Raw genomic sequence first — 25,567 nt, 5'->3', positions numbered from 1 at the left:
GTAGGATCGCAGGACATCGCATGTCGGCACGGACGAGAGGATGTCATGGGAATCGTTCACCGGATCATCGTCACAGCGGGTGCCACCGCCGCGTTGACCCTGGCGACCGCGGGCCTCGCGGTCGCCGAGGAAGCCGAAGAACCGTCGTCACCACTGGTGCAGTACATCGAATCGTGGCCACCGGCCCCGGCGGGGTGCGCCGACGCCTGGGACCCGATCGAGGATGCCGTCGAGGATTCGGTGCCCGACTACGCCGAGGCCGAGTTCGACGCCTTCGACGACTGGTGCGAGGGCGACGAGGACTGATCCTCACGCCCCGTCGGCGAGCCCGGCCACGTATTGCCCGCCCCATCGGTCGAGTTCGCCGACGAAGCCGCGCAGTCCCTCCCCGGTGGCGGTGAGGCGGTACTCCACCCGGGGCGGGACCTCGGGGTAGGCGTGGCGGGTGAGGATGCCGTCCTGTTCGAGTTCGCGCAGCTGCCGGGTCAGCACGCGAGGCGTCACGTCGCCGACGCGGCGGCGGAGTTCGCCGTAGCGGATCGGCCCGGCCAGCAGGTGTTTGACGATCGTCATCTTCCACGAGCCGCCGAGCACCGCGATGCTCACCTCGACGGGGCAGACCCGCATGGCCCGCCGGACCGAGGGCCGCACGCCCTGGGCGTCCACGGACGAGAGTTCGGCTGTCTCTTCCATACCTCCGATGGTATCCATACGGTCCATATGGACGAGAATGTACATACTGTCGAATCGGATCGGAACGTGTTAGAACGGCGGTAGCAAGGCCGGACTACCGAAGGAACTCCGTGACGATCTCCGACGCCTCTCCCGCCGACCTGGACCGCCGCCCCCGTCGACATCCCGCCTGGACGATGGTCGCCGTCGCCGCCCTGGCCCTGATCGCGGCCGGATCGTTCACCACGATCGCCGGGCTGATCACCGAACCGCTGGTGACGACGCGGGAGTGGAGTCGCGGCGGGATCGGTGTGGCGGTGGCGGTCAACATGGTGCTCTACGGGGCGGTCGCGCCGTTCTCGGCGGCGCTGATGGACCGCTACGGCATCCGGCGGGTCACCGCGGGTGCCCTCGCGATCCTCGTCGCCGCCTCGACGCTCATGGTGACGGCGGCGCCGAGCGTGGTCTGGTTCGTGCTGTGGTGGGGCCTGGCCGTCGGCATCGGTACGGGGTCGATCACGATGGTCTTCGGCGCGACAGTGGCGAACCGGTGGTTCCGGCGCAGGATCGGTCTGGCCACCGGAATCCTCACCGCCGCCAGCGTCTTCGGCCAGTTCGCGCTGCTACCGGTGCTGTCGGTGCTGCTCGCGCACCACCACTGGCAGCGGCCGATCATCGCCTGCGGCGCCTTCGCCGCCCTCGCGCTGGTCGTCGTGCTCGTGTTCCTGCGCGAGCGCCCCGAGTCGGTCGGTGTCGGCCGATACGGCGCCGCGCCGGACGACGATCCGGTCGGCACCCGCACGGTGAATCCGGTCGCGCGCACCGTCGGTGCCCTCACCACCGCCCTGCGTGATCGCCGATTCTGGTTGCTGGCCACCATGTTCGCGCTCTGCGGCGCGACGACCAACGGCCTGATGTGGAGCCACTTCACCCCCGCCGCCCACGACCACGGCATGGCCGCCACGGCGGCGTCGAGCCTGCTCGCGGTGATCGGCCTGGCCAATATCCTCGGCACCGTCACCGCCGGATGGCTCACCGACCGGGTCGAGCCCCGCCACCTGCTCGCGGTGTTCTTCGCGGCCCGTGGCGTCTCCCTGGCGGTGCTGCCGCTGCTGTTCAGCAGTGGCCTGTCCCCCGACCTCGTCGCGTTCGCGGTGGTGTTCGGCATCCTCGACGTGGCGACCGTCCCGCCCACACTTGCGCTGTGCCGCAGCGTCTTCGGCGAGGACAGCGCGCTGGTGTTCGGCTGGATCTCGGTGTTCCACCAGGTCGGTGCCGGGGCAATGGCTTTGGCCGGCAGTCTGGTTCGTGAGCTGGACGGCACCTACACCCTGGTGTGGCTCGCTGCCGCGGTCGCGTGCGGGCTGGCGGCCATCCTCGGCGCGGTCTCGCCGCGCCAAGCCGATGCACCCGCGGGCGGCAACTATCGCGGGCGCGGCTCCAGCGACGAGGAGCGCTGAACCAGCCATCGGCCCGTGGACCCGCTGACCGTCAAACCCAGGATCACCCCGAACACCAGGATGGCGAGGACGGCCATGCCCATGACCTCGGCACCGGCCGTCAGGGCGATCGCGGTCGAGGCGGCGATTCCCAGCCCGGCGAACACCGCGACGATCCATCGCCCCACCCGGCGACCACGGATCAGCTGGACGGCTCCGAACAGCCAGATCAGGATGGGTGCGCCCGGAATCATCGCCCCCACGAAGGCCCAGCCGACGTCGTCGTCGGGGTTCAGCTCGTGCGCGAAATCCACGACTATCCATAAGAGCCACACCAGCATCGCCGCGCACGCGAGCGCGGCGACGATCGACAGCACCGCCGCGGTTCTGGCCTCGGCACCGGACTCCCGCTCCCCCTGTGACGTCATGCCTCATCTCAGCACACCCCACCGACGCGCTCGCCGGGCCGCGGCGACAACGCTATTCGTCGAGGTCGAAACCGCCGAGCAGTTCGTCGGCTCGGGCCAGGGCGCTGTCGAGTTCGTCGGTGACCGAATCGAGGACCGACATCCCGTCGAGCATCCCGGACAGTTCGGCGTGCAGGGCGTGGAGTTCGGCGAGCTCGGGGTCGACGGTGGTCCAGGCGACGGTGTCGGACCACCAGCTGTCCCGCTGGATCCAGGACCAGACGATGTCGCGGACCAGCAGCGCGTCGCTGGTGTAGAGCTGACGGTTCTGCGCACCGGCGGTGTGTTCGACCTCGTAGGTTCCGTCGTCGAGGTAGCGGGCCTGGATTCGCTCCGCCGAGTCGCGGGTGAGCAGCAGGAACGGGTGGTCGGGTGCCGGATCCGTCGGGGCGCGGCCCGGTCGGGCGGGGTCGACCGCGCGTGGCGCGTCGGAGCCGTCGCCGACATGGACAACGACCTCGGGCGAGTCATCGTAGGGGGCACCCATCGGGTCAGTGTGCCGGATCGAAGGGCGGATCGGCCACCGCGCACGCCCGGCGAAAATCGACCTGCGTCGCCGCGGATCGGCAGGTACCGTCGGCGCGATGACATGGACAGCACCCGATGTCGTGCCGACGGGAACGCTGGTCGGCGCCGACGAACGGCCGATGTTGCAGTCCTGGTTGGACTTTCATCGACAGACCCTGCTCGCCAAGTGCGGTGGCCTCGACGCCGAGCAGCTGGCCACCCGGCCCGTGCCACCATCGACGCTGTCGCTGCTCGGGCTGGTCCGCCACCTCACCGAGGTTGAACGCGGCTGGTTCCGGGTGTCCGCGGCAGGTGAGGACATTCCGCCCGTCTACGCCTCGGAGGCCGAACCGGACGCCGATTTCGACGACCTCGACTCGCTGCCCGCCGAGCAGGTGTTCGCCGCCTTCCACGCCGAGCTCGCCGCCGCCGATGCTGCCGTCGCCGAGCTGTCCCTCGACCACGTCTTCCACGTCCCGTGGCGACCCGACGACTACACCCTGCGCTGGGTGTATCTGCACATGATCGAGGAGTACGCCCGCCACAACGGACACGCCGACCTGGTACGCGAGCGCATCGACGGCCGCACGGGCTGACGGCTCAGCCGACAGCGCGCAGGAACGCCGCGCCCCGCGGTGAGATCTCGTAGCCGATCTCCAGGCTCCGGGTCAGACCCAGGTTCTTGAGTTTGCGGACGTCGAGTTTCAGCGAGTCCTTGTCCCGGTCGAGCAGCACCGCCACCTCGGCGGCGCGCAGTCCGGGATGGGCCGCGACGGCGGCGAGCACCACCGCGGTCCACGGCCCGCGCCGGCTGGCCCGGTCCAAGCGCGCCAGTGCGGCGGTGATCTCGTCGATCTCGTGCGCCGACAGGTCGGCCCGGCTGCTCAATTCCACCCGCTCGTCGGGGCCCGCGTAGCGCACCCTGATCCGGTAGACCTGATCGTCGGGCGAACCGCGGAAGCTCGCCGTCACCGTCGCGGCATCGCGCTCCCCCGCCGCGTGCGCGTCCGCGTCGGTGATGTCGTGCGCGGCGATCGGGTCGACGGCGACGATCTCGACGACACCGGCGCTGGTGTGCAGGCGGGTACCGGCCCGCACCCCGGGTCTCGCCCAGCGCCGGAAGACGTGGACAACATCCCCGGCCGCGACACCACGCGCGATGCGGTCGGTGAGAATCACGAGGTCAGCCGGTGACGACTTCGGCGGTGAGCTGGTCGACACCGTCGATGACCACATCCGCCAGTGCGAGCGCCTCGCGGGACGGCGGGAAGTCCGGCCGGGGCGCGGCGATCAATCGCATGCCCGCCGCGTGCGCCGAGCGCAATCCGTTGGTCGAATCCTCCACGGCGGTACAGTTTTTCGGATCGACGCCGAGGCGCTGCGCGACGGTCAGGTACACGTCGGGCGCCGGTTTGCCGCGACCGACCTCCTCGGTGGACAGGACCGCGGTGAAGGCATCGATCAGGCCGGACTTCGCGAGGACCAGGTCGATCAACGTGGCCGGTGACGAGCTGGCCAGGCCGAGCTGCCAGGATTCGGCGCACCGGCGCACCGCCTCGACGGCGCCGGGCAGCAGCGGGACGTGATGGGCGTACTTGTCGGCCATCAGGTCGATGACATCGGCGGCCACCCGGTCGGCCGGTTCGGCGACACCGAGATCGTCGGCCAGATAGGCCGACCACTCGACGGTGCTCATCCCCATCATCTTCACCTGCGAATCCGGTTGCCACCGGCCACCTTTGAGGTCGACGTACTCGTGCCTGACCTGTTCCCACACGGATTCGGAATCGATCAGCACACCGTCCATGTCGAACACCACCGCCGCGATACCCATGCGCCCAGCCTTTCGCCGCTCACCCGGAGGGGCACCATCCGGGTGCGCCGACTCTCCGGTACGTCCAGACCTGCTCGAAGATCGAGTTCCACAGTAATCGACCGGCCGGGCCGTCGTGAGCCCCGTCACGGCCGCGCGCCGTAGGTGATACCCGACGTGAACATCCAGCTCGGCAGCGATAACGTGTTGCATATGGACGATACACAGGTCGGCGATTCGCTCCCGGACGAAGCGCACCACGAAGGCGGGTTCCGGCCGGTGGCCGAGCTGATCCAGGCGCGTAAGGACGCGGGCAAGGACATGACGGTGGGCGGCCCGCACTACGGCGAGCTCGTCGAGCAGGTGCGCGAGCTGATGGACAAGGCGCGCCTGGTCAATCCGTCCGATGAGCTGGCCAAAGAGGCCATCTCGACGCTCGAGCAGCTCAATGCCCGCCTCGGCGAGGCCGTGGTCGACGAATGGTCCTCGCCCAGCTGGACCCGCACCGACCTGCCCTCGCGCGGCAACATCACGCTGCCGCCGTACACGGTGGTCAGCGGCAGCAGTGAGGGTGTCACCGCCGAGGTCGTCTTCCGCACCTTCCACCTCGGCGGCAACAGCGCCGCGCACGGCGGGCAGATCGCCGTCGCCTTCGACGACATCCTCGGCATGACCGCGGCCCTGCACACCAAGGCGGTGACCCGCACGGCGTCGCTGACGGTCGACTACCGCTCGATCACCCCGCTCAACCGCACGCTCACCGTCCGCGCGCACGCCGAACGCCGCGACGGGCGCAAGGTGTATCTGCGCGCGACGCTGCACGACGGCGAGCGCCTGTGCGCCGAGGCGAACGGGCTCTTCATCGTGCTCAACCCCGGCCAGCCCTGAATCACCCCGCCCGTCCCGACATTCCGATCCACGTGATCGGAATGTCGGCCGGGTCACCCGGGGTGGCGTAATAGCGGTTCCCGACCCGATTCGCGCAGGTCGTGTGACGGGCCACCCGGCGTAGAAACATGGCATGAATTCCGGCCGGATTCGCCCCTCGAGGTAGGCCGCGTAATCGCCGCTATCGTCGCTGTTCATGCAGGTCAGCGAGAAAACAGGCGGCACGGAACCCACCCCGATCCGGGGCCAGCGGGCCGATCGGGCGCGCCGGGTCGCCGACATCCTGCGCCACCAGATCCTGGCCGGCGCGGTCGAGGGCACCCTGCCCGGTGAGCAGGAGCTCGCCGCCGAACACGACACCTCCCGCAACACCGTGCGCGAGGCCCTGGCGCTGCTGCGCGACGAAGGGCTCATCGATCGCGCGCCCAAGGTCGGTACCCGTGTCGCCGCCCGCAAGTACGACCACGGCCTCGACGCCCTGCTCGGTCTGCAGGAGACCCTCAAGGAGCACGGCACCGTGCGCAACGAGGTGCGGGCCGCGACCACGATCACCGCGCCTCCGGCCGTCGCGCGCAGGCTCGAGCTGGCGCCGGGCGACAAGGTCGTCTACATCGAGCGCCTGCGTTTCCTCGCCGATCTGCCGCTGAGCCTCGATCTGACCTATCTCGCACCCGATATCGGTGTCGAGGTGCTCACCCACGATCTCGAGACCACCGATGTGTTCGTCCTGCTCGAGCAGGTCACCGGGCAGTCGCTCGGCGCGGCGGATCTCGCGCTCGAGGCGGTGGCGGCCGATCCGCACACCGCCACCACCCTCGACGCACCGACGGGCGCACCGCTGCTCATGCTCGAACGCCTCACCCACCTCGACGACGGCCGTCCCGTCGATCTCGAATACATCCGCATGCGCGGTGACCGCATCACGATGCGCGGCAGCCTCACCCGCAGCGCTCCCGAATGGAAGGTTCTCTAGATGGCTCTGGTCCCCCAGCGCGCCGACGTCCCGGTGACGATCGACGAATCGCTGTGCATCACCGGTTGCACCCTGTGCGTCGACATGTGTCCGCTCGATTCCCTTGCCATCAAAGAGGATTCGGGCAAGGCCTACATGCACGTGGACGAGTGCTGGTACTGCGGGCCCTGTGCGGCCCGCTGCCCCACCGGCGCCGTCACCGTCAACATGCCCTATCTGCTCCGCTGAACCACCCGGGAATTCACGCATGAAGCTCACACGTCTCGTCCCCGCCGTCCTCGCTGTGGCCCTGACCGCGGCGGGCTGCTCGCTCGAGAGCACCGACGCCGCGCCCGCGGGCACCGTCAAGGTCGTCATCGGCTACCAGTCCAAGACCATCAACACCGTCACCGCGGGCACGCTGCTCAAGGCACAGGGTTACCTGGAGCAGCGGTTGCAGCAGCTCACCGACGCGGGCGGTGCGAAGTACCAGGTGGAGTGGCAGGACTACGACACCGGCGCCCCGATCACCGCGCAGATGGTGGCGGAGAAGATCGACATCGGCTCGATGGGCGACTACCCGTTGCTGATCAACGGTTCCCGCACCCAGGCCAATGAACGCGCGCGCACCGAGTTGGTGTCGATCACCGGCTACAACCCCAAGGGTGCGCTGAACATGGTTGTCGTGCCGAATGATTCACCCGCGCGCTCGCTCACCGATCTGGCCGGGCAGAAGATCTCGGCCAGTGTGGGTTCGGCCGGACACGGCACGCTGGTGCAGGCACTGAGCCGGGCGGGCATCGACCCGGCCAAGGGTGTGGAGGTGCTCAACCAGCAGCCACAGGTCGGCGCCACCGCGCTGGAATCGCATCAGGTGAGCGCGCTGTCGCAGTTCGTGGCGTGGCCGGGACTGCTGGTCCATCAGGACAAGGCCAAGCTGCTCTACGACGGCGCCGAACTGGATGTGCCGACCTTCCACGGTGTGGTCGCCCGGCGCGCCTACGCCAGTGAGCATCCCGAAGTGCTGCAGGCGTTCCTGGCCGCCCAGCTCGACGCGACCGACTTCCTCAACGAGAACCCGTTCGAGGCAGCCGATCTCGTCGCGAAGGGTTCGGGCCTGCCGCAGGAAGTGGTGTATCTGTACAACGGTCCGGGCGGTACCAGTTTCGACACCACGATCAAGGCGAGCCTGATCGCGGCGTTCAAGGACGATGTCAACTACCTGAAGTCGATCGGTGACTTCGCCGAACTCGACATCGACGCCTTCGTCCAGGACGGTCCGCTGCGCGAGGCCTACGCCGGGCGCGGTGACTACGACACCGACCTCGCCTCGGTGGCCAACCCGAGCAAGGTCACCGGCACCGATCCGATCTGCGCTGTGCCCGTGAGTGATCCGGCGCTGGCCGGGGAGGTCTGGATCGAGGGCGCCGACAAGCCGCAGCCCGCGGCGAACCCCGGCTGCCTGCTGCGGGCCGTGCAGGCGGCGAAGGCCGAGGGCAAGACGATCCGCGCCGTGTACACCCCCGACGCCGAGCTGGGCACCCGCTGGTTCGCCGACAAGGCGATCTGGCTGCGCGACGGCGACCGGTACCTGCCCTTCACCACCCAGGCCGCCGCCGACCGGCATCGCGCGGCCAACCCTGGCGCCACGCCGGTGTCCTACGACCAGGCCGTGTCGGAAGTCCGCGGATGAGCACGGCTTCCGGGTCTCGCACCCCGACCGGACCGGTCGAGACCGCGGCCGACGACCTCGACGCGGCGGCACCGCGCACCGCTGCCGCCGAACAGGACACCGAGCTCGCTCCGGCCGCCGACTCGGCCGGAGCGCACCTCGGGCAGGCCACTGCCGCACCCGCGAGCGGCTCCCTCGCCCGGGACGCGGCTGAGATCGACCACACAGACGGCACCGCGGCCACCGAGCGGCCGGGGGCACCCGGGGCTGGCTTGCCCGCACCACTCAGCCCGGCAGGCAAGGAGCTCGAGCGAAGGGCTCGACCTGCCATCGCCAACGAACCGGTCGGCGCCACCCGTGCGGATGACGAACCCGTCAGCGGCACAGGCCACTCCGTATGGGTGTCGCGCGCCGTCCGGGTGAGTTCGGTCCTCGCCGCGATCGGCCTGTGGCAGTTGCTCACCGCGGGTGATGTGCGCTTGTGGCTGCGGTTCGACACGCTGCCGACGGTGACCGAGATCGTCGCCGAGTTCGGTGAGCATCTCGGCACCGGGCAGTACTACCTCGATGTGGCGCAATCGCTGGTGCGGATCGTCACCGGGTTCGGGCTGGCGGCCGTGGTGGGCGTGCTGGCCGGGATCGGGTTGGCCAGGTCCCGGCTGCTGGCCGATGTGTTCGGGCCGCTGGCCGAGCTGGTCCGGCCGATTCCGGCGATCGCGCTGGTGCCGGTAGCGATCCTGCTGTTTCCCAGCGACGAGTCCGGCATCGTGTTCATCACCTTCACCGCCTCGCTGTTCCCGGTGCTGGTGAGCACCCGGCACGCCACCCGGGCGTTGCCGACCATCTGGGAGGACGCCGTGCGAACCCTGGGCGCGTCGCGGCGCGAGGTGCTCACCAGGGTGGTGGTGCCCGGGATCCTGCCCGGCGTGTTCAGCGGGCTGTCGGTGGGGATGGGCGTGGCCTGGATCTGCCTCATCTCCGCGGAGATGATCTCCGGGCGCCTCGGTATCGGCTACCGCACCTGGCAGTCCTACACCATCGTCGACTACCCGGCCGTGTTCGTCGGCATGATCACCATCGGCGTGCTCGGCTTCCTCACCTCCGGAATCGTCGAACTGGCAGGCCGCCGGGTCACCCGCTGGCTGCCGAGAGAGGCTGCGTCATGACCACGACCACCGCCGCGCCCGTGTCCGTCGGCATGCGGTTGAGTTTGGAATCGGTGCGGATCAGCTACGGCGCCAAGACCGTCGTGCACGATCTCGACCTGGCGATCGCCCCCGGGGAGATCCTGGTACTGGTCGGCAAGTCCGGCTGCGGCAAGTCGACGCTGCTGCGCGCGATCGCCGGGCTGCGCCTGCCCAGCGCGGGCACCATCCGCGCCGACGAGCACACCGTCACCGGTCCGTCCGCCGATCGGGCCCTGGTGTTCCAGGACGACGCGCTGCTGCCGTGGCGTACCGCGCGCGCCAATGTCGAACTGGCACTGCGGCTTCGTGGTGTTCCGCGCGGTGAGCGCGCCGCTCGTGCACAGCGGTGGCTCGACGAGGTCGGGCTCACCGGCTACGCCGACTACCTCCCGCGCGACCTCTCCGGCGGCATGCGCCAGCGTGTCCAGCTCGCCCGCAGTCTCGCCGGTTCACCGCGCGCGGTCCTGATGGACGAGCCGTTCGGCGCGCTCGACAGCCAGACCCGCGCGGAGATGCAGCGGCTGCTGGTCGACACCTGGCGCGCGCATCCCACCACGATCGTCTTCGTCACCCACGATCTCGACGAGGCCCTGCTGCTCGGCGACCGGATCGCCGTGCTCGGCGCCGGTTCGCTGCGCGCGGTCGTCGAGGTACCCGACCCGCGCGAACCGGTGGACCGGAGCGCCCTGCGGGACCGAATCCTGGAGTCGCTGTGAACATTCCCGACCTGACCGAGCGTGTGCGGATCGATTGCGATGTGCTCGTCATCGGCGGCGGCACCGCGGGCACCATGGCCGCGCTGACCGCCGCGGAATCCGGTGCGAACGTGCTGCTGATGGAGAAGGCGCATGTGCGCCACTCCGGGGCACTCGCCATGGGTATGGACGGTGTCAACAATGCCGTCATTCCCGGTAAGGCCGAGCCGGAGGACTACGTCGCCGAGATCACCCGCGCCAATGACGGCATTGTCGACCAGCGCACCGTGTATCAAACCGCGACAAGGGGTTTCGCGATGGTGCAGCGGCTCGAGCGTTATGGCGTGAAGTTCGAGAAGGACGAGTACGGCGAGTACGCGGTGCGGCGCGTGCACCGGTCGGGGTCGTATGTGCTGCCGATGCCCGAGGGCAAGGACGTCAAGAAGGCGCTGTATCGCGTACTGCGCCAGCGGAAGATGCGGGAGAAGATCCGGATCGAGAACCGGTTGATGCCGGTGCGGGTGCTCACCGCCGACGGTCGCGCGGTCGGTGCGGCCGCATTGAACACGCGCACAGGTGAATTCGTCGAGGTCGGCGCGAAGGCGGTCATCCTGGCGACCGGCCCGTGTGGTCGGCTCGGGCTGCCCGCTTCCGGGTACCTCTACGGCACCTACGAGAATCCGACCAATGCCGGGGACGGCTACTCGATGGCCTATCACGCGGGCGCGGAACTGTCGGGCATCGAGTGCTTCCAGATCAATCCGCTGATCAAGGACTACAATGGCCCAGCGTGCGCCTATGTGGCCAATCCGTTCGGCGGGTATCAGGTCAATGCCGAGGGTGAGCGGTTCGTCGACTCCGATTACTGGTCGGGGCAGATGATGGCCGAGGTGAAGCAGGAGATCGAATCCGCGCGCGGGCCCATCTATCTCAAGGTCTCGCATCTGCCGGACGAGACGCTGTCCACGCTCGAATCGATCCTGCACACCACCGAGCGGCCCACCCGCGGCACCTTCCACGCCAATCGCGGACACGACTACCGCACCCACGACATCGAGATGCACATCTCCGAGATCGGTTTGTGCAGTGGGCATTCCGCGTCGGGGGTGTGGGTGGACGAGAACGCGCGGACCACGGTGCCCGGCCTGTACGCGGCCGGAGATCTGGCGTGCGTGCCGCACAACTACATGATCGGCGCGTTCGTCTACGGCGATCTGGCGGGGGCGCATGCGGCGTCCACGCTCGACAAGGTGGATGCACCGAGTGAGTTGCCTATCGACCAGCTCGCCGCCGCCCATGAACTGATCTACCGCCCGCTGCGACAACCGGAGGGGCCGCCGCAGACGCAGGTGGAATACAAGCTGCGCCGCTTCGTGAACGACTATGTGGCGCCGCCGAAGACCGCCGCCAAGCTCTCCATCGCGGTGGAGACCTTCGAGCGGATGCGCGCCGAGGTCGACGGGATCGGCGCGCACACACCCCACGAGCTCATGCGTGCCGTCGAAGTGCAGTTCATCCGCGACTGCGCCGAAATGGCCTCGCGCAGTTCGCTGACCCGCACCGAATCCCGGTGGGGGCTCTACCACGATCGCGCGGACATCCCCGACCGTGATGACGAGAGCTGGAATTTCCACCTCAACCTGCGCAAGACCGTCGACGGGGAAATGGAGTTCGTCAAGCGGTCGGTGGCGCCGTACCTGGTGCCGGTGCCCGGTCTCGACGACGTGCCCTCGGCCGAGTCGATTGTCGAGGTGATCGCGCAGCCCGAGCTGGTCGGAACGCGCGCACCCCAGCACGATGCCCCGGCCCGCGTCGCGGCCGCGCCGGTGTCGCCGTCCTCACCTCGGCTGGTCACGCTGCTCGCGCTGGATTCTCCTGCCGTCGAGGATCTTTCGAGCTATCTCATCGATCCCGATCCGGTGGTGCGGGTGGCGGCGCTGTCGGTGCTCACCGAGAACACCCCCGAGGGCTTCGCCGCGGAACTGGTGCGAGCGCTCGGCGACGAGGCCGCCTCGGTCCGGCGCGCGGCGACCGAGAGCCTGCGGGAACTCGTGGAAGTGCTGCCCGGGGCCGGTGCGCTGGCCGAGCACCTCGACTCCCCCGATCCCCTGGTCCGCGCGACCGTGATCGATCTACTGCGAGCGCTGCGTGCCGGATCCGCCACGGATTACCGTGCGGCGCTGCTCGATCCCGATCATCGGGTCCGGATCGAAGCGGTGCGCGCGCTGGTCTCCCTCGACGACGCCGACGCGGTGTCCTCGATCGCCGGTGACGTCAATCGCGAGGTCCGCATCGCCGTCGCCCACGGCCTGGCTTCGATCGGCGCCGGTGGGGTCGAGGTGATCCGCATACTGGCCGGTGACCCGGACCCACTGGTGCGCGCCGCGGCCCTCACGGCCTACGCCGCACTCGGCACCGAAGGCGAAGACGTCACCGAACTCACTGCGGCGCTCCGTCATTCGGCATGGCAGGTTCGAGTGGGCGCCGCCCGTGGATTGGCAGGCTCGGCACCGGACACGGCGGTGTCACCGCTGAGCGAGGCACTGACCGACCGTCATCTCGACGTCCGCAAAGCCGCCGTCCTCGCCCTGTCCACCTGGCCCACCAGCGAGCCCGCCGTGGACGCGCTCGAATCGGCCGTCACCGACCCCGACGCCGACGTCCGCGCCTACGCCCGCCGCGCCGTCCTCGCCGCAGGCCGCACCCCCGGCGACACCGTCCGGGCCGAGGTGGCGCTCACCGAGGCGAGCGTATGAGCGCACCGAAGATCGGTCGATGCGACAGCGCCGCGGCCGCCTTGGAGTCGGCCGTCACCGACCCGGACACCGACGTCCGCGCCTACGCCCGCCGCACCGTCCTCGCCGCAGGCCGCACGCCGACCGACCCCGGACGCGCCGAGTCCGCCCTGCCCGAGGCCCGCACGTGAACGGCTCCGCACCCGTCCGGTGCCACAGCCGCACCGCCGCGAGATCACCCCAGCGCCGCACCACCGCGACTTCCTCGCCGCACCACCCTCTCGGCGAGGACACGGAATCCGCTCACCGTTCCGGTACCGAGCAGACCACGCCCCGATCCACTCGATCCGGCTCCGCGCGCGGCCCGGCGATACGCGGCTGCGGTAGCGAGATCGGATCACCGAACGGGCGCTAGACACCACGCGAGATGTTGGACGGTTGATCACCACGCTCTCAGGTGAGTATCGGCCGAGTAGCAGCGCCACCAGAGCGTGGTGATCAACCGTCCAGGCTCGGCGGAGCGACTCCGGTCGAGGTGACGGGGACTGGGGTGGTCGACTACAACGACGCAGCTCAGGTGGGGTGCGGTGGTGGAGTCATCGCGATGGCGGGGCGGTGTTGAGGATGGTTCGGCGGGCCGGGGGTGGGTGGGGGCGTGGTTAGGGTGGTGGGATGAGCGCAGTTGGTGGGACGTTGGTGGCGGTCCTCGAGGATCTCGATGCGGTGACGACCGTCGGGCACGAGGACGATCCGCGGGAGGCGGGCTCATCGGCGCGCGAGGTCGAGGCGGTGTGGGACTCGGTGCGGGGGTGGTACCGGTTGGGGACGACGCCCGCGATTCAGGTGTGTGTTCGGCGCAATGGCAAGGTCGTGCTGAATCGGGCGATCGGGCACGGGTGGGGTAACGCGCCCAAGGACGGGCCGGATGCCGAGAAGATCTTGGTGACGCCGGAGACCCCGTTCTGCGGGTTCTCCACCGCCAAGGGTGTCGCCGCCACGGTGATGTCGATGCTCGTCGAACAGGGCGCGTTCGCACTCGATGATGCTGTGGCCGAGTACGTTCCGGAGTTCGCGGCCCATCGCAAGGGAGTGATCACCATCGGTGAAGTGCTCTCGCATTCGGCGGGTGTCCCGTTCATCACCCCGCCGTACAAGGGCGCGGAGGTCGTGTTGGACGAAGAGCTCGCCCTGGCGGCGCTCACCGATCTGGTGCCGAGCTGGCCGCCGGGCCGATTCCGCGTCTACCACGCGTTGACCAGCGGTTTGATCCAGCGGCTGCTCGTGCAACGGGCCACCGGCAAGCGAATGCGTGAACACCTGGCCGAGCAGGTGCTGACACCGTTGGGCTTCCGGTGGACCAACTTCGGCGTGGATCCCGTCGATGTCGGCAAGGTCGTACCGAGCGTGAAGACCGGGCCACCGACCTCGCGGCTGTCGATGTTCCTGGCGCGCAAGGCGCTCGGCGGCGGCATGGACAAGGTGTCCAAACGCGACAACGACGCCTTCCTCACCGCCGAACTCCCCTCCGGCAATCTCGTCACCACCGCCGAGGAACTGTCCCGCTTCTACGAGATCCTTTCTCGCGGTGGCGAACTCGACGGTGTCCGCATCATCGCCCCCGACACCCTGCGCGCCGCGATCGCTCCAGCCGACCGCATGCCCGGCTTGGCGGGCCGCGTCAGCCGCGCCGGCTTCGAACTGGGCGCCCGCCGCTCGAAGTTCGGCCGCGACACCACCACCCACTTCGGCCGCAGCGGCCTGACCACCCAGTACGGCTGGGCCGACCCCGCCCGCAACCTCGCCGGCGCCATCCTCACCAGCGGCAAGGCCACCACCGACACCGACCGCCCCACGAAACTGGTCGCCCAGATCTCGGCCACCTTCCCACCCCTGTCCCCCGCCGCCCAGACGTTCCGCGTCTGAATACGAAGTCGGACAGTCGATCACCAGGCTCCCAGGGCGGCATCGGCCGAGAAGCCCACTCCACCAGCGCCTGGTGATCAGCAGTCCAGGTCCAGGGACGCGGCGGTAGGAGGCTATTCGCCCCGGGCGTAACGGATCGATGCCGCCACGGCTTCGCGGTCGATGACCAGGCCCGGATCCTGCGCGAACACCTCGTCGAACTCGAGGAGGGCGTCTTCGACCGTGCCGCGCCGCGCCGAGGTGATCAGTTCCTGGCGCACGTAGTCGGCCAGTGGGAGCGGTGCCGCCGCGGCCCGATCGGCGAGGACGCTCCACACGTGGGCGGGGAGGTCGTAGGCGTGGATCACGGCCGTGGCCTCGGCGTCGAGTTCGGGACGCGGATGGCCGGGGCGCTCCGCCGCGAGGAACTCGACCACACCGTCCAGCGGCACCCGGCGCCGCGCCAGCGCGAACAATTCGCGACGCAGGTATTCGCGCTCCGGCAGTCCGGCGGCGCGAGCGCGGCGCCGCATGACCTCCGTGGTCGGCGCGGGCAGGGCATCGATCTCGCTCGGCGTCATACCCGCCACCGTAGGCAGGCCGAAAGAACTCGGCAACAGGCGGATCGGGCCGGGTGCGCGCGGAAGCGACCTGGCCCGTCGAGGCCTTCTCCGGTGGTGTGGATGGTCCGTGGCGTGCGGGCCACGGGGTGGGTTGTCAGGCGCCGATGACGGCGTTCATGATCGTGCCCGCGCTGGTGGCGACCGCGCCGCCCGCCATCGCGCTGGCGATCATCTTCGGCGACTGCAGGCCGCCGCCGTTCCACTTCTCCCAGGCGAAACGGCCGCCGCCGTAGGTGATGGCGGTGACGCCGGAGAGCAGGATTCCCCAGGTGAAGTACCGGCTGAGCTGCATAACCTTGTCGGCCATCGGCGGTGCCTCCGGCGTCGGGTTGCCCACCTGGGCGACGACGATGCCGTAGGTGTCGTGCAGAGCGGCCAGGATCATGCTCACGATCGTGCTCCTTCGTCGGTTGTTCGTGGTGAAGCCGATGTCGAGAACTCGTGACGCGGTAGAACCCCAGATCTATTGAATATTCAACCTCAGGCCACTTCGGTGGCGTGGGCGACACTCCGCACGGAACATGACCGCCATCACACCCGCCGGGTCGTGCCGTGGTCGCGCCGTGGCCCTACCATCGATAGCGCGGGGCATGTCCAGAAATCGGCGCGACGAGGCGCTGACCACCACCTTCATCGCACACCTACCGTACCGCGAGGAGGGCACATGGCTTTCCTGATTCCCTTGATCGTCGCGTTTCTTCTGGTGACAGCAGCAGTGGTAGTGGCGTCCTACGCCACGGTTTCGCTGACCTATTGGTTTGAATCCCGCCGGAACAGTCCGGACCAGTCCGACCCGCATCCAGCACGCTGAATCCCGCCCCGACAAGGCGATGCCCCGGTACCGATCTCGGTGCCGGGGCATCGTCGTCAGTGCGGGTCGAGACCGGCCTGGGTCGCGATGATCGCGGCCTGCACGCGGGACTGGACACCGAGTTTGGTCAGCACCCGGGAGACGTGGGTCTTCACGGTGGTCTCGCCGATGCGCAGGCGGGTGCCGATCTGCTGGTTCGACAGCCCGGCGCCCAGGCCCGCGAGCACCTGCCGCTCGCGGTCGGTGAGCGCGGACAGATCGGGCGGGGCGAGGGCCGCGGTGCGGGGCAGGGCGGCGATCACCGCGCGGGTGACCTTCGGGTCGAGGACCGCGTCGCCCTCGGCCACGGCCAGCACCGCGCGCACCAGTTCGTCGCCGCCGACCGACTTGAGCAGGAAGCCGCTCGCCCCCGCCGAGAGCGCGCCGAGGACGTACTCGTCGATGGCGAAGGTGGTGAGGACCAGTACCTTCGCGGTCGTCTCGGCGACCACCGCGGCGGTGGCGGCCAGCCCGTCGACGCGCGGCATCCGCACGTCCATCAGCACCACGTCCGGGCCGAGCGCGCGGGCCTGGCGGAGCGCGGCGACGCCGTCGGCCGCCTCACCGACCACCCGGACCTGGCCGGAGGACTCGAGCAGCATGGTCAGGCCCGCGCGGATGGTGGCGTGGTCGTCGGCCACCAGCACCGTCACCGTCACGCGGCCCCCAGTGGGATCCGCGCGCGGACGCGCCAGGTGCCGTCCTCGGCGTTCGCGGTGAGCGAGCCGTCCACGGATTCGGCGCGGAACATCATGTTGCGCAACCCGTTTCCCTCTCCGGACCGGACACCCGGCGTGATCGGATTCGAGGCGGTGACCACCAGGCGGGTGGCGTCACGACGCAGGTCGATGTCCAGGGGCGCGCCGGGCGCGTGCTTGGTGGCGTTGGCGATGGCCTCGCCCAGGATACGGGTGACCACCGCTTCGACCGCGGTGGGCAACTCCAGATCCTCGGCCCGGCGCAGGGTCACCGCGCCGCCTGCCGCTGTCGCCGCGTCGATCAACCCGTCCAGCGACGACAGCCGGGTGGTGACGGCGGTGTCGTCGGGCGAGGTCAGCAGGTCGATCGTCGCGCGCATCTCCTCGAGCGCGGCCAGGCTGCCCGCGCGGATCGAGTGCAGGACGGTGGTGTTGCCCGGGTCCTTCTGCGCGACCTCGGACAGGATCGCGACAGCGGACAGGTGACCGGCCACCGTGTCGTGCAGGTCGCGGGCCAGTCGACGGCGCTCGTCGCCGAGGGCGGCCGAACGCTCGGCGTCGAGGACCGCGAGCTGGGCGCGCGCGGCCTCGCGTTCCATTCGCGCCATACGACGTGAGGCCCGCACCGCCCGCGCGTAGCCGAGCGGCGACCAGGTGAGCGCGACGCCCGCCAGCGCGGCGTAGAGCCCGACACGGACATCGATCAGGGCCGCTGCCAGGAGCGCCCCGCCCACGGTCACGATCAGCGAGAACCAGACGACCACCGCGCCGAGCCGGTCCGATCCCTTGCTGACGGCGAGGAAGATGACGTCGGTCAGCGCGATCCACAGTGGTAGCGACGGACTCACCGCGAGGTCTCCGGCCAGCAGGGCGACCATCAGGCCGAAGGCCAGCGCGGGCCGATGCTGCGCGGTCAGCTGGATCGCGAATGCCGCGGACAGCAGCGCCACCTTCGCCACCGGCGGATAGACGTCGTGATTCGCCACGACCGCCCAGCCTCCGGCGGCCCACAGCAGCAGCCCGACCAGGAAGATGCTGACCGCGGCCGTGGTCGAACTGTCGAACACGTGCGCGAGCCGGCTCATGGGCGTGCGCGACGGTGACATGTCCCCCATTCCAACACACGCGCACCGAGCCCCGGGTCCTCCGAAAGTCGGACCCGAGACGAGCGGAAAGCGGGACGACCGCACACCGGTGTGCCTGCCACAGTCGAGGAATGGACGAGATGACGAACCCGGTACTGCTGACCATCCTCGGTTGCGAGATCGGCTTCTGGGTGCTGGTCGTCGGCGGTCTGCTCCTGCGCTACGCGGTGCGGCTGCCGCGTGCGGGCATGGTGACGCTGGCCCTGGTACCGGTGCTCGATGTCGTGCTCGTCATCGCGGTGGCCATCGATCTGCATCGCGGCGGGGAGGTCGGCTTCGCGCACCGGTTGGCCGGGATCTACCTGGGCTGCACGGTGATGTTCGGGCACCGGATCATCCAGTGGCTCGACGAGCGTTTCGCCTACCGGTTCGCGGGCGGACCGGCGCCGGTGAAGGTGCCGAAGTACGGCCCCGAGCGTTCGCGCAAGGAATGGGCCGATTTCGCTCGCTGGCTGGGCGCCGCCGCCATCGCCGCCGTACTGACCGTGGCACTGAGCTACACGGTGGCCGATGCCGCGCAGCGCGAGCAGCTGATGAGTGTGTTCGGGACGCTCGGGGTGATCACGGTGATCTGGTTGCTCACCGGTCCGGTGTGGGTGGCGGGGTCGAAGGCCCGCTGAGCGCGTGGTGGCGGCCGTTCGACGTGGGCGCGCCGAGCCGGGTGCGGCGGTGCTCGTCGACGTGACGATGCTCCGGTGACCGACTTCGTCACCGGAGCATCGTTGTCGCCGGGCAGCGTTGCGGATCGACAGCGCCGGCGAACCGGTCGCCGAGGACCGGCAGGCGTCGAGATCAGACGGCCGCGGCCGCCTTCTCCGTGACGACCTCGCCGATCCACGGCAGGACCGCGGCCCGCACGTCGACCGTGCGCGGGAGCAGCCCGTTGGCGGCCAGCAGGTCGGCGGCGCGCTGCTGCTCGTCCAGGAACTCCGGGCTCACCGGGTGGATCCCGAACGGGCGGCCGCGCAGGGCGGCTTCCCAGGCGTCCAGGTCGGCGGGCAGGCCGCGCGAGAGCGCGTCGTCGACGAAGTACTGGGCCGCCGCGCGCGGGTTGGCGATGATCCAGGCGTCGGACTCTTGCAGAGCCGCGAGGACGGCCTCGATCACCGGGCGGTTGTTCTCGGCCAGGTCGCGGCGGGTGAACCACAGCGAGGGGTGGCTGAACACCGACGCGGTGTCGACCAGCGTGGTCAGCTCGGTCGCGGCCTCGATTTCCTGGAGGCCGGGGTAGGTACCGACCCACGCATCGAGGTCACCGGTGAGCAGCGCGCCGCCGCCGCGGACATCCACGTCGACCGGTTCCACATCGGCCCAGGTCAACCCGACCTGGTCGAGGGCGAACAACAGCAGCGTGGTCTGCCACGAGCCGTGCGCGATGCCGACCCGCTTGCCCTTCAGATCGGCCGCGGAGGTGATGCCGCTGGCGGCGGTCGCGACGAGCCTGCCGTTCTCCACGCGCGGACCGGAGATGCCGAGGTAGACGATGTCGCGCTGGTTGGCCAGGGCGGTGAGCGGCGGGGTGAAGCCGGTGCCGATGATGTCGTAGCCGCCCTCGGTGAACAGCCAGTCCGAGTGCTCGCCGGGCAGACCGGTCTTGGGGTCGACACGCTCGGCAGCGGGCAGGGCGCGCAGGTCGACCCATTCGACCTCGGGCAGCAGCCGTTCGAGGATCCCGCGGTGGCGCAGGACGAACAGCGAGTTGTTGTGCGGGAAGTAGCCGACACGAATACTCATCGGGCGTCTCCGATCAGGCCGAGACGACGGGCCTCGTCGACCAGTCCGCTGCGCTTCCACTGCACCGCCAGGTTCGACGGATCGAATTCGACCGAGCCACCGAGGGTTTCGGCGATGGCCTGATACTGCGCGCCCTCTTCGAGGAGCACGACGAACTTCGCCAGCTCGAGCAGACCGGCCCGGCCGATGACATTGGCGCCACCGTTGGCCTCGAAGATCGCGACCAGGTGCGGGTCGGCGACGAGACGGTCGAGAATGAAATCGCCCGCGCCGATGGTGCGGTCGATGTGCGGCGGGATCTCGCGCGAGAGCGTGAGCCGCTGCGAGGCCGCGTAGCGGATGGGCAGGGTGCGGTGGGTCTGCGCCCAGCCACCCAGCCACGGGGTGTGGATGTGCACGACGGAGGTGATCTCGGGGTGTGCGCGGAAGACCTTCGCGTAGCCGGTGACGAAACCGGCGGATCCCTTGCCGGACAGCACTTCTCCGTCGAAGGTGGCCACCACGGGTTCGACGGTGCGGTCGGTGGCCCACGGGCCCGGTTCGTTGAGGGCGACGGCGATCTCCTCGCCGGGCACCCGCTCCACGAAGTTGACGGTGCCGTTGCCGGTGACGGTGCCGGTCTCCCGGAACACCCGGAACGCGGTGTCGGCGTCGCGGGTCGCCGCCTCGACGAAGGCCGTGACGGCCTCCGGCAGACGGGTTTCGGTGGTGGTCATCGGTGAACTCCTGCGTTATCGGGCCGTCGCGAGGACGGTGTCGGTGGACGGGGTGGTGAGCCGGGAGCGGCCGAGCAGCGGCAGTACTTCCTCGCCGACCCGGTAGGCCTCCTCCAGGTGCGGATTGCCCGCGAGGATGAAGGCGTCGACGCCGAGCTCGATGAGTTCGTCGAGCCGCTCGGCGACCTGCTCGTAGCTGCCGACCAGGCCGAAGGCGGGACCGCCGCGGATCAGGCTGAAGCCGCACCAGACATTCGGTTGGACCTCCAGATCGCGGTAACCGGTGATGGTCTCGGGCACCCAGCCGGTGATCCGCGCCGCGCCGACCGAGTCGCCCTGGGCGGCGCGGTTGGCGGCCTCGCGGTCGACGAAGGCCCAGCCCTTCTCGATCTCGGCCCACGCCGCTTCCTCGGTGTGGCGGGCGACGATGTCGATGCGGACCGCGAATTTCGGTGTGCGGCCGGTGCTCTCGGCATGGCGGCGGACTCCGTCGAACTTGGCGCGCAGGTCGGCGTAGGGCTCGAGCCAGGACAGGTAGTAGTCGGCGTGGCGGCCCGCCGCGGCGACGGCGGCGCCCGAGGAGCCGGAGAAGTACACCTCCGGGAAGGGCTGACCGGCCAGTCCCGGTGGCAGGGCGGCGCCTTCGGTGCGGAAGAAGCGGCCGTCGTGGTCGTAGGGTTCGCCGTCCCAGACTCCGCGCAGCACGTCGAGGAATTCGGTGGTGCGGGCGTAGCGGTCGTCGTGGGAAACCTTGTCGCCCCACCACAATTGGGCCGGTCCCCCGCCGCCGCTGATGATGTTGTAGACCAGCCGGCCGCCGGTGGCTCGTTGCAGGCTCGCCGACATCCGCGCCGCCTGCACCGGGTGCAGGAAGCCGGGCTGGAAGGCGACCATGAACCGGTAGGTGGTGGTCTCGGCGGCCAGCGCGGCGGCGAAGGCCCACGGGTCGTCGGTCACCGGGAACGAGGGCAGCAGACCACCGAGGAAACCGGCCGACTCGGATGCCTTCGCGACGGCGGCGACGTGGTCGAGGTAGGTGTAGTGGTCGAGTTCGCCGCCGCGCACGGCCGGGGCGAGGTTGCCCGGGCCGTAGCCGCCCGCATTGCCCCGGTTGTAGCGGCGCGGGGTGCGCAGGGAGGCGTGGTCGCCTTCCATGCCGATGCGCCAGTAGACGTCGATGCTCATGCGCTGACCTCCTGCGCGGTGGTGAGGGTGCGGCCCGCCGGGTCGACGCGGAACAGCAGGTGCTCGCCCGCCCGGTGGATCTCCTCGATGTTCGGATGCCCGGACAGCACGAAGCTGTGCACGCCGGCGAGCTCGTAGACCGAGAGCTGGCGGGCCACCTGCTCGTAGCTGCCGACCAGGCCGATGCGCTGGTCGTAGCCGAGCGCGTCGAACCCGGCCCAGCGGCCGTCGCCGAGGGCGTGTTCGGTCGCGGGCTCGGGGCGGCCGAGTTCGGCCCACTGCCGGTGCACGCGCGCCCACGCCTCGTCCTCGGTTTCCCTGGCGATGACGGGCAGCTCGAGGGCGATACGCACCCGGCGACCGGCCGCGGCGGCCCGCTCCCCCAGTTCGGCGGTGGCGCGCGAGATTCCGTCCGGCTGCTCGGTGAGCACGTGCACGTCACCGTGCGCGGCCGACAGGGCAAGCGCCGCGGGCGAGGTGCCGCTCAGGTGCACGGTGGGGAACGGCAGACCGGACAGGATGCCGCGGAAGCCGCCGTCGATCACGTCGTAGTAGCGGCCCGCGTATTCGAAGCCGGTCCCGGCGAATCCGGCGGCGCCGATCTCGTTCTCGTTCCAGACGCCGCGCGCGACGGTCAGGAATTCCGCGGCCCGCTCGTAGCGTTCCTCGCCCGCCACGAGGTCACCGCGCGAGCGGGCCTCGGCGGGGTCGGTGTCCACGGCCAGCCGCCAGTTCAACCGCCCCGCCGAGTGCCGCTGGAGGGTGGCAGAAACCTTGGCCGCGTAGACCGGTGTGCCGAACGCGGGCTGGAATTCGACGGTGACCCGGGTGTAGCGGGTGGCGCGCAGGGCCGCGCCCGCCACGATCCACGATTCCTCGCCGAGTGGGTCGTAGGGGGCGAGCACGCCGTCGAAGCCGTTGAGTTCGGCCGCGTCGACGATCTGGGCCAGTTCGTCGAAGGGACCGAACCGGCCCGGTCGCACATCGGTGGTCTCGGTCAGGGCAGCCTGCGGGCCGAAACCGCCGCGACCACGCAGTTGCGGCCGGGCGCGACGACCGTCGCCGCGGCTGGGCAACCGCCAGTGGAACTCGGTCATGCGGGCACCTGCTCGGCGGCGACGATCTCCGCGGCGCGGGCCAACGGTTCGGGGGCGACCCAGGATTCGAGGTCGAAGTCGGCGGCCAGGAAGCCGTGGGAGTAGAGGAACTGCTTCTGCACGCCGAGCAGCTCGACCCGTTCGGCGGTGAGCGAGGGGTGCAGGCCGCGATGGAACTCGTCACCATAGGCGGCGGCGACACCCTCGGGCCCGGACAGGGTTTCGCGCTGCAGCACCGCGCGGACACCGTCGAGATCACCGGCGGCCCAGTCGGCGGCGCGCAGGCTCTGCGCGAGGAAACCGATCACGACCTCGGGCCGGGACTCGAGCAGGTCGGCGTGCACGGTGATCGGGCGCGGGGTGCCGTTGTTGACGCGAAGCCGCTTGGTCGCGGAGGCGTCCAGATCGACTGCGACGCGCAGTCCGTGTTCCTTCGCCACCTCCTGGGCGCGGGCGCCCTTGACGTAGATGGCGTCGACCTTGCCCTCCAGCAGCTCCTCGACGCCCCAGGTGGTCGAGCGGTTCCGGGACTGGATCTCGGTGCGCACCTGCGGATCCCGCTCGACCGCGAGTTCGGTGACCACCACATCGGCCAGGGTGAGCCCGGCCGGGCGCAGGGCGTTGACGAAGCCGTGCAGCGCCATCGCCCGCGGGAAGCTGCGGGCCTGGTCCTGTGCCCAGGCGGGCACACCGACGCGCAGACCGGCCAGCCCGGCCGCCTCGGTGACCGCGGAGTCGGGGCCGACCAGGATCGCCTGCGCCTCGTCGATCCAGGTGAGCCCGATCAGCCGCGTCGGCGAGCCCTGCGCGCGGGCGGCCAGCGCGGGCACATTGCCGCCCTCGCGGATCAGCCCGGACAGGTCGTGCAGGAAGTGGTGGCCGGCGAGCTCGGGGCCCGCGTCCTGGAGGACACCGAATTCCAGCCCGGCACCGGCGGCGGTCTCGCCGAGCCAGCCGAGGCTGTGCGCGAGGCCGCTCGCGGTCGGCACGGGGCAGCGGGTGTACCACAGGGTTTCGGTCATGACAGGCTCCTTGTGTGTGGTCCCACGCCGAGCTGGGCGAGGAATTCCGTTCGGTAACCGAGGGTTTCGGGCGCCGCGTGATCGCGCGAGCGGGGCAGATCGATGACCTCGTCCACGGCGAAGCGGCCGCGGTCGAGGATGAGCACACGGTCGGCGAGCCGGATCGCCTCGTCGACGTCGTGGGTGACCATGAGCACGGCGGGGCGATGCCGGGCGACGAGATCGCCCACCAGGTCCTGCATCTGGAGCCGGGTCAGCGCGTCCAGTGCCGCGAACGGCTCGTCGAGCAGCAGCAGTTCGGGCTCCCGGACCAGCGCTCTGGCCAGGGCGGCACGCTGGGCCTCGCCGCCGGAGAGGGTGGCGGGCCACTGGCTCGCCTTGCCGTCGAGGTGCACCTCGTCGAGCGCGCGCAGGCCGGCCTCGCGCTGTGCCTTGCCCCGGCGCAGGCCGACGATCACATTGGCCAGCACCCGCTTCGACGGGATCAGCCGCGGTTCCTGATAGACGGTGGTGCGGCGCGGAGGTACCAGGACTTCCCCGCCGTCGGGCGTTTCGAGACCGGTGAGCAGCCGCAGCAGGGTGGTCTTGCCGGTGCCGCTGGGCCCGAGCAGCACGACGAACTCGCCGCGCCGGATGGTCAGGTCGATGCCGTCGAGCACGGTCTTGTCGCCGAAGGCCTTGCGCAGACCGGTGATCGAGACCGCCACCGGGGCCTGGGTCGAGGCCGGGACGGGTGCGGCTGTCGTCGTCGTCATCGGATCGCCACCTGCTTGCGCCAGGGCATCGCGTAGCGTTCCGCGAGCCGAACGAGCATGTCGAACACCAGACCGAGCAGCGCGTAGAGGACCACGCACAACACCATGTAGTCGGTGCGGTTGTATTCCTGGGCCAGCGTCACCAGATAGCCGACCCCCTCCTGCGTGCCCACCTGTTCGGCGGCGATCAGGCCGGTGATGCTGATCGACAGGCACACCCGCAGCGCCATCAGGATGCCGGGCAGCGCGGCGGGAATGATCACCTCGAGGACGAGCCGGGTGCCGGTGAGCCCGAAACTGCGGGCGGCCTCGACCATCTTGCGATCGACATTGCGCACCCCGAGATAGGTGTAGGCGTACATCGGCGGCATGGTCGCCACCGCGATCAGCAGCACCTTGTACAGCTCGTCGATGCCGAACCAGGCGATGAACAGCGGCACCAGTGCCAGGAACGGCACCGCCCGCACGATCTGCAGGGTCGAGTCGACGAGTTCCTCACCGAGGCTCGACAGGCCCGACAGCAGTCCGAGGATCAGCCCCACCGAGACGCCGAGCGCGACGCCGGCGGCCGCGCGGCCGAACGAGGCGAGCGCGAAATCGACGAGCTGACCGCTCTTGAACAGCTCGAGGAACGCCGTCCAGACCGCGGCGGGTCCGGCGATCACCCGCGGTGAGATGGCACCGCTGGCCGAGCCCGCCCACCACGCCACCACGATGGCGGCGGGCAGGGTGGCACGCAGGCCCAGCGAGAGCCAGCGCGGACGCTGCCGGGGCACGCGTGCCCGCGGCGGCGCCAAGGCGAGGGTGCTCATG

General features: G+C 70.1%; 30 protein-coding genes. 14 read left to right on the top strand and 16 right to left on the bottom strand.

Features of this window, described 5'->3' with window-relative positions; all coding sequences use genetic code 11:
• Window positions 1-45: 45 nt before the first annotated feature.
• Complete coding sequence (locus ACFVVM_RS04715; protein ID WP_387612950.1) at window positions 46-306, top strand: hypothetical protein; 261 nt, start codon at window positions 46-48, stop codon at window positions 304-306.
• 3 nt (window positions 307-309) lie between these two features.
• Here the strand turns inward: ACFVVM_RS04715 and ACFVVM_RS04710 are convergent, their stop codons facing one another.
• A complete protein-coding gene (locus tag ACFVVM_RS04710) occupies window positions 310-693 on the bottom strand; it encodes a winged helix-turn-helix transcriptional regulator (protein WP_387612948.1) in 384 nt (127 codons plus the stop codon).
• A 110-nt stretch (window positions 694-803) separates the two neighbouring features.
• On the opposite strand from ACFVVM_RS04710, the gene ACFVVM_RS04705 reads away from it, so the two are divergent.
• Window positions 804-2,132 (top strand): MFS transporter, encoded by a 1,329-nt coding sequence (locus ACFVVM_RS04705; RefSeq protein WP_387612947.1) that lies wholly within the window; start codon window positions 804-806, stop codon window positions 2,130-2,132.
• Here the strand turns inward: ACFVVM_RS04705 and ACFVVM_RS04700 are convergent.
• Together ACFVVM_RS04700 and ACFVVM_RS04695 are read right to left on the bottom strand one after the other, a co-directional pair.
• Window positions 2,096-2,539: a hypothetical protein gene (locus ACFVVM_RS04700; protein WP_387612945.1), complete on the bottom strand. Its 444-nt coding sequence runs from the start codon at window positions 2,537-2,539 to the stop codon at window positions 2,096-2,098. The genes ACFVVM_RS04705 and ACFVVM_RS04700 overlap by 37 nt on opposite strands.
• Before the next feature lie 52 nt (window positions 2,540-2,591).
• Window positions 2,592-3,065 (bottom strand): hypothetical protein, encoded by a 474-nt coding sequence (locus ACFVVM_RS04695; RefSeq protein ID WP_387612943.1) that lies wholly within the window; start codon window positions 3,063-3,065, stop codon window positions 2,592-2,594.
• 97 nt (window positions 3,066-3,162) lie between these two features.
• On the opposite strand from ACFVVM_RS04695, the gene ACFVVM_RS04690 reads away from it, so the two are divergent.
• Complete coding sequence (locus ACFVVM_RS04690; protein WP_387612942.1) at window positions 3,163-3,681, top strand: DinB family protein; 519 nt, start codon at window positions 3,163-3,165, stop codon at window positions 3,679-3,681.
• A gap of 4 nt (window positions 3,682-3,685) precedes the next feature.
• Here the strand turns inward: ACFVVM_RS04690 and ACFVVM_RS04685 are convergent, their stop codons facing one another.
• A complete protein-coding gene (locus tag ACFVVM_RS04685; protein ID WP_387612940.1) occupies window positions 3,686-4,264 on the bottom strand; it encodes a hypothetical protein in 579 nt (192 codons plus the stop codon).
• Window positions 4,265-4,268: 4 nt separating this feature from the next.
• Window positions 4,269-4,919, bottom strand: coding sequence for an HAD family hydrolase (locus ACFVVM_RS04680; protein WP_387612939.1), 651 nt, complete (start codon window positions 4,917-4,919; stop codon window positions 4,269-4,271).
• Window positions 4,920-5,111: 192 nt separating this feature from the next.
• Between ACFVVM_RS04680 and ACFVVM_RS04675 the strand changes: the two genes are divergently transcribed.
• From ACFVVM_RS04675 to ACFVVM_RS04635, 9 genes are all read left to right on the top strand, one after another.
• The gene (locus tag ACFVVM_RS04675) at window positions 5,112-5,786 is read left to right on the top strand and encodes a PaaI family thioesterase (RefSeq protein WP_387612937.1); all 675 of its coding nucleotides are present in this window, start codon (window positions 5,112-5,114) and stop codon (window positions 5,784-5,786) included.
• Window positions 5,787-5,982: 196 nt separating this feature from the next.
• Window positions 5,983-6,759, top strand: coding sequence for a GntR family transcriptional regulator (locus ACFVVM_RS04670; protein ID WP_387612935.1), 777 nt, complete (start codon window positions 5,983-5,985; stop codon window positions 6,757-6,759).
• Window positions 6,760-6,987, top strand: a complete 228-nt coding sequence (locus tag ACFVVM_RS04665; RefSeq protein ID WP_188826745.1) for a ferredoxin family protein — start codon at window positions 6,760-6,762, stop codon at window positions 6,985-6,987. It abuts the gene before it with no gap.
• Between the two features lie 19 nt (window positions 6,988-7,006).
• Window positions 7,007-8,431: an ABC transporter substrate-binding protein gene (locus tag ACFVVM_RS04660; protein WP_387612933.1), complete on the top strand. Its 1,425-nt coding sequence runs from the start codon at window positions 7,007-7,009 to the stop codon at window positions 8,429-8,431.
• A gap of 308 nt (window positions 8,432-8,739) precedes the next feature.
• The gene (locus ACFVVM_RS04655) at window positions 8,740-9,576 is read left to right on the top strand and encodes an ABC transporter permease (protein WP_387616754.1); all 837 of its coding nucleotides are present in this window, start codon (window positions 8,740-8,742) and stop codon (window positions 9,574-9,576) included.
• Window positions 9,573-10,313: an ABC transporter ATP-binding protein gene (locus ACFVVM_RS04650; RefSeq protein WP_387612932.1), complete on the top strand. Its 741-nt coding sequence runs from the start codon at window positions 9,573-9,575 to the stop codon at window positions 10,311-10,313. The genes ACFVVM_RS04655 and ACFVVM_RS04650 overlap by 4 nt, the downstream gene beginning before the upstream one ends.
• Window positions 10,310-13,048, top strand: a complete 2,739-nt coding sequence (locus tag ACFVVM_RS04645; protein ID WP_387612930.1) for a fumarate reductase/succinate dehydrogenase flavoprotein subunit — start codon at window positions 10,310-10,312, stop codon at window positions 13,046-13,048. Before ACFVVM_RS04650 ends, ACFVVM_RS04645 begins: the two co-directional genes overlap by 4 nt.
• A complete protein-coding gene (locus tag ACFVVM_RS04640; protein ID WP_387612929.1) occupies window positions 13,045-13,218 on the top strand; it encodes a hypothetical protein in 174 nt (57 codons plus the stop codon). The genes ACFVVM_RS04645 and ACFVVM_RS04640 overlap by 4 nt, the downstream gene beginning before the upstream one ends.
• A 481-nt stretch (window positions 13,219-13,699) precedes the next feature.
• On the top strand, window positions 13,700-14,950 hold the full coding sequence (locus ACFVVM_RS04635) for a serine hydrolase (protein ID WP_387612927.1): 1,251 nt from the start codon (window positions 13,700-13,702) through the stop codon (window positions 14,948-14,950).
• Between the two features lie 113 nt (window positions 14,951-15,063).
• On the opposite strand, the gene ACFVVM_RS04630 is transcribed toward ACFVVM_RS04635, so the two are convergent.
• Complete coding sequence (locus tag ACFVVM_RS04630) at window positions 15,064-15,510, bottom strand: hypothetical protein (protein ID WP_387612925.1); 447 nt, start codon at window positions 15,508-15,510, stop codon at window positions 15,064-15,066.
• A gap of 136 nt (window positions 15,511-15,646) precedes the next feature.
• Window positions 15,647-15,937, bottom strand: coding sequence for a hypothetical protein (locus ACFVVM_RS04625; RefSeq protein WP_302876394.1), 291 nt, complete (start codon window positions 15,935-15,937; stop codon window positions 15,647-15,649).
• A 279-nt stretch (window positions 15,938-16,216) separates the two neighbouring features.
• Between ACFVVM_RS04625 and ACFVVM_RS04620 the strand changes: the two genes are divergently transcribed.
• Window positions 16,217-16,363 (top strand): hypothetical protein, encoded by a 147-nt coding sequence (locus ACFVVM_RS04620; RefSeq protein WP_156910418.1) that lies wholly within the window; start codon window positions 16,217-16,219, stop codon window positions 16,361-16,363.
• A 56-nt stretch (window positions 16,364-16,419) separates the two neighbouring features.
• Here the strand turns inward: ACFVVM_RS04620 and ACFVVM_RS04615 are convergent, their stop codons facing one another.
• Entirely contained in the window at window positions 16,420-17,061 is a 642-nt protein-coding gene (locus ACFVVM_RS04615) for a response regulator (protein WP_387612923.1), read from the bottom strand.
• Entirely contained in the window at window positions 17,058-18,206 is a 1,149-nt protein-coding gene (locus ACFVVM_RS04610) for a sensor histidine kinase (protein ID WP_387612922.1), read from the bottom strand. The genes ACFVVM_RS04615 and ACFVVM_RS04610 overlap by 4 nt, the downstream gene beginning before the upstream one ends.
• 110 nt (window positions 18,207-18,316) lie before the next feature.
• Here ACFVVM_RS04610 and ACFVVM_RS04605 point away from each other — a divergent pair, with 110 nt between their 5' ends.
• Window positions 18,317-18,865, top strand: a complete 549-nt coding sequence (locus ACFVVM_RS04605) for a hypothetical protein (protein WP_387612920.1) — start codon at window positions 18,317-18,319, stop codon at window positions 18,863-18,865.
• A gap of 172 nt (window positions 18,866-19,037) precedes the next feature.
• Here ACFVVM_RS04605 and ACFVVM_RS04600 read toward each other — a convergent pair whose 3' ends face one another.
• The 7 genes from ACFVVM_RS04600 to ACFVVM_RS04570 are packed head-to-tail and all read right to left on the bottom strand — an operon-like array spanning window position 19,038 to window position 25,566.
• Complete coding sequence (locus tag ACFVVM_RS04600; protein ID WP_387612918.1) at window positions 19,038-19,979, bottom strand: ABC transporter substrate-binding protein; 942 nt, start codon at window positions 19,977-19,979, stop codon at window positions 19,038-19,040.
• The gene (locus tag ACFVVM_RS04595) at window positions 19,976-20,695 is read right to left on the bottom strand and encodes a class II aldolase/adducin family protein (protein WP_387612916.1); all 720 of its coding nucleotides are present in this window, start codon (window positions 20,693-20,695) and stop codon (window positions 19,976-19,978) included. Before ACFVVM_RS04595 ends, ACFVVM_RS04600 begins: the two co-directional genes overlap by 4 nt.
• 15 nt (window positions 20,696-20,710) lie before the next feature.
• On the bottom strand, window positions 20,711-21,880 hold the full coding sequence (locus ACFVVM_RS04590) for an LLM class flavin-dependent oxidoreductase (RefSeq protein WP_387612914.1): 1,170 nt from the start codon (window positions 21,878-21,880) through the stop codon (window positions 20,711-20,713).
• On the bottom strand, window positions 21,877-22,977 hold the full coding sequence (locus ACFVVM_RS04585; protein WP_387612912.1) for an LLM class flavin-dependent oxidoreductase: 1,101 nt from the start codon (window positions 22,975-22,977) through the stop codon (window positions 21,877-21,879). The genes ACFVVM_RS04590 and ACFVVM_RS04585 overlap by 4 nt, the downstream gene beginning before the upstream one ends.
• Complete coding sequence (locus ACFVVM_RS04580; RefSeq protein WP_387612910.1) at window positions 22,974-23,999, bottom strand: ABC transporter substrate-binding protein; 1,026 nt, start codon at window positions 23,997-23,999, stop codon at window positions 22,974-22,976. The genes ACFVVM_RS04585 and ACFVVM_RS04580 overlap by 4 nt, the downstream gene beginning before the upstream one ends.
• On the bottom strand, window positions 23,996-24,754 hold the full coding sequence (locus ACFVVM_RS04575) for an ABC transporter ATP-binding protein (protein WP_387612908.1): 759 nt from the start codon (window positions 24,752-24,754) through the stop codon (window positions 23,996-23,998). The genes ACFVVM_RS04580 and ACFVVM_RS04575 overlap by 4 nt, the downstream gene beginning before the upstream one ends.
• A complete protein-coding gene (locus tag ACFVVM_RS04570; protein ID WP_387612906.1) occupies window positions 24,751-25,566 on the bottom strand; it encodes an ABC transporter permease in 816 nt (271 codons plus the stop codon). The genes ACFVVM_RS04575 and ACFVVM_RS04570 overlap by 4 nt, the downstream gene beginning before the upstream one ends.
• Window position 25,567: the final 1 nt, after the last annotated feature.

The organism is Nocardia sp. NPDC058176 (genome assembly GCF_042883805.1).
Classification (GTDB): domain Bacteria; phylum Actinomycetota; class Actinomycetes; order Mycobacteriales; family Mycobacteriaceae; genus Nocardia.
Note: the sequence above shows the minus strand (reverse complement) of the source record. Positions and strands in the feature narration are given on the sequence as shown.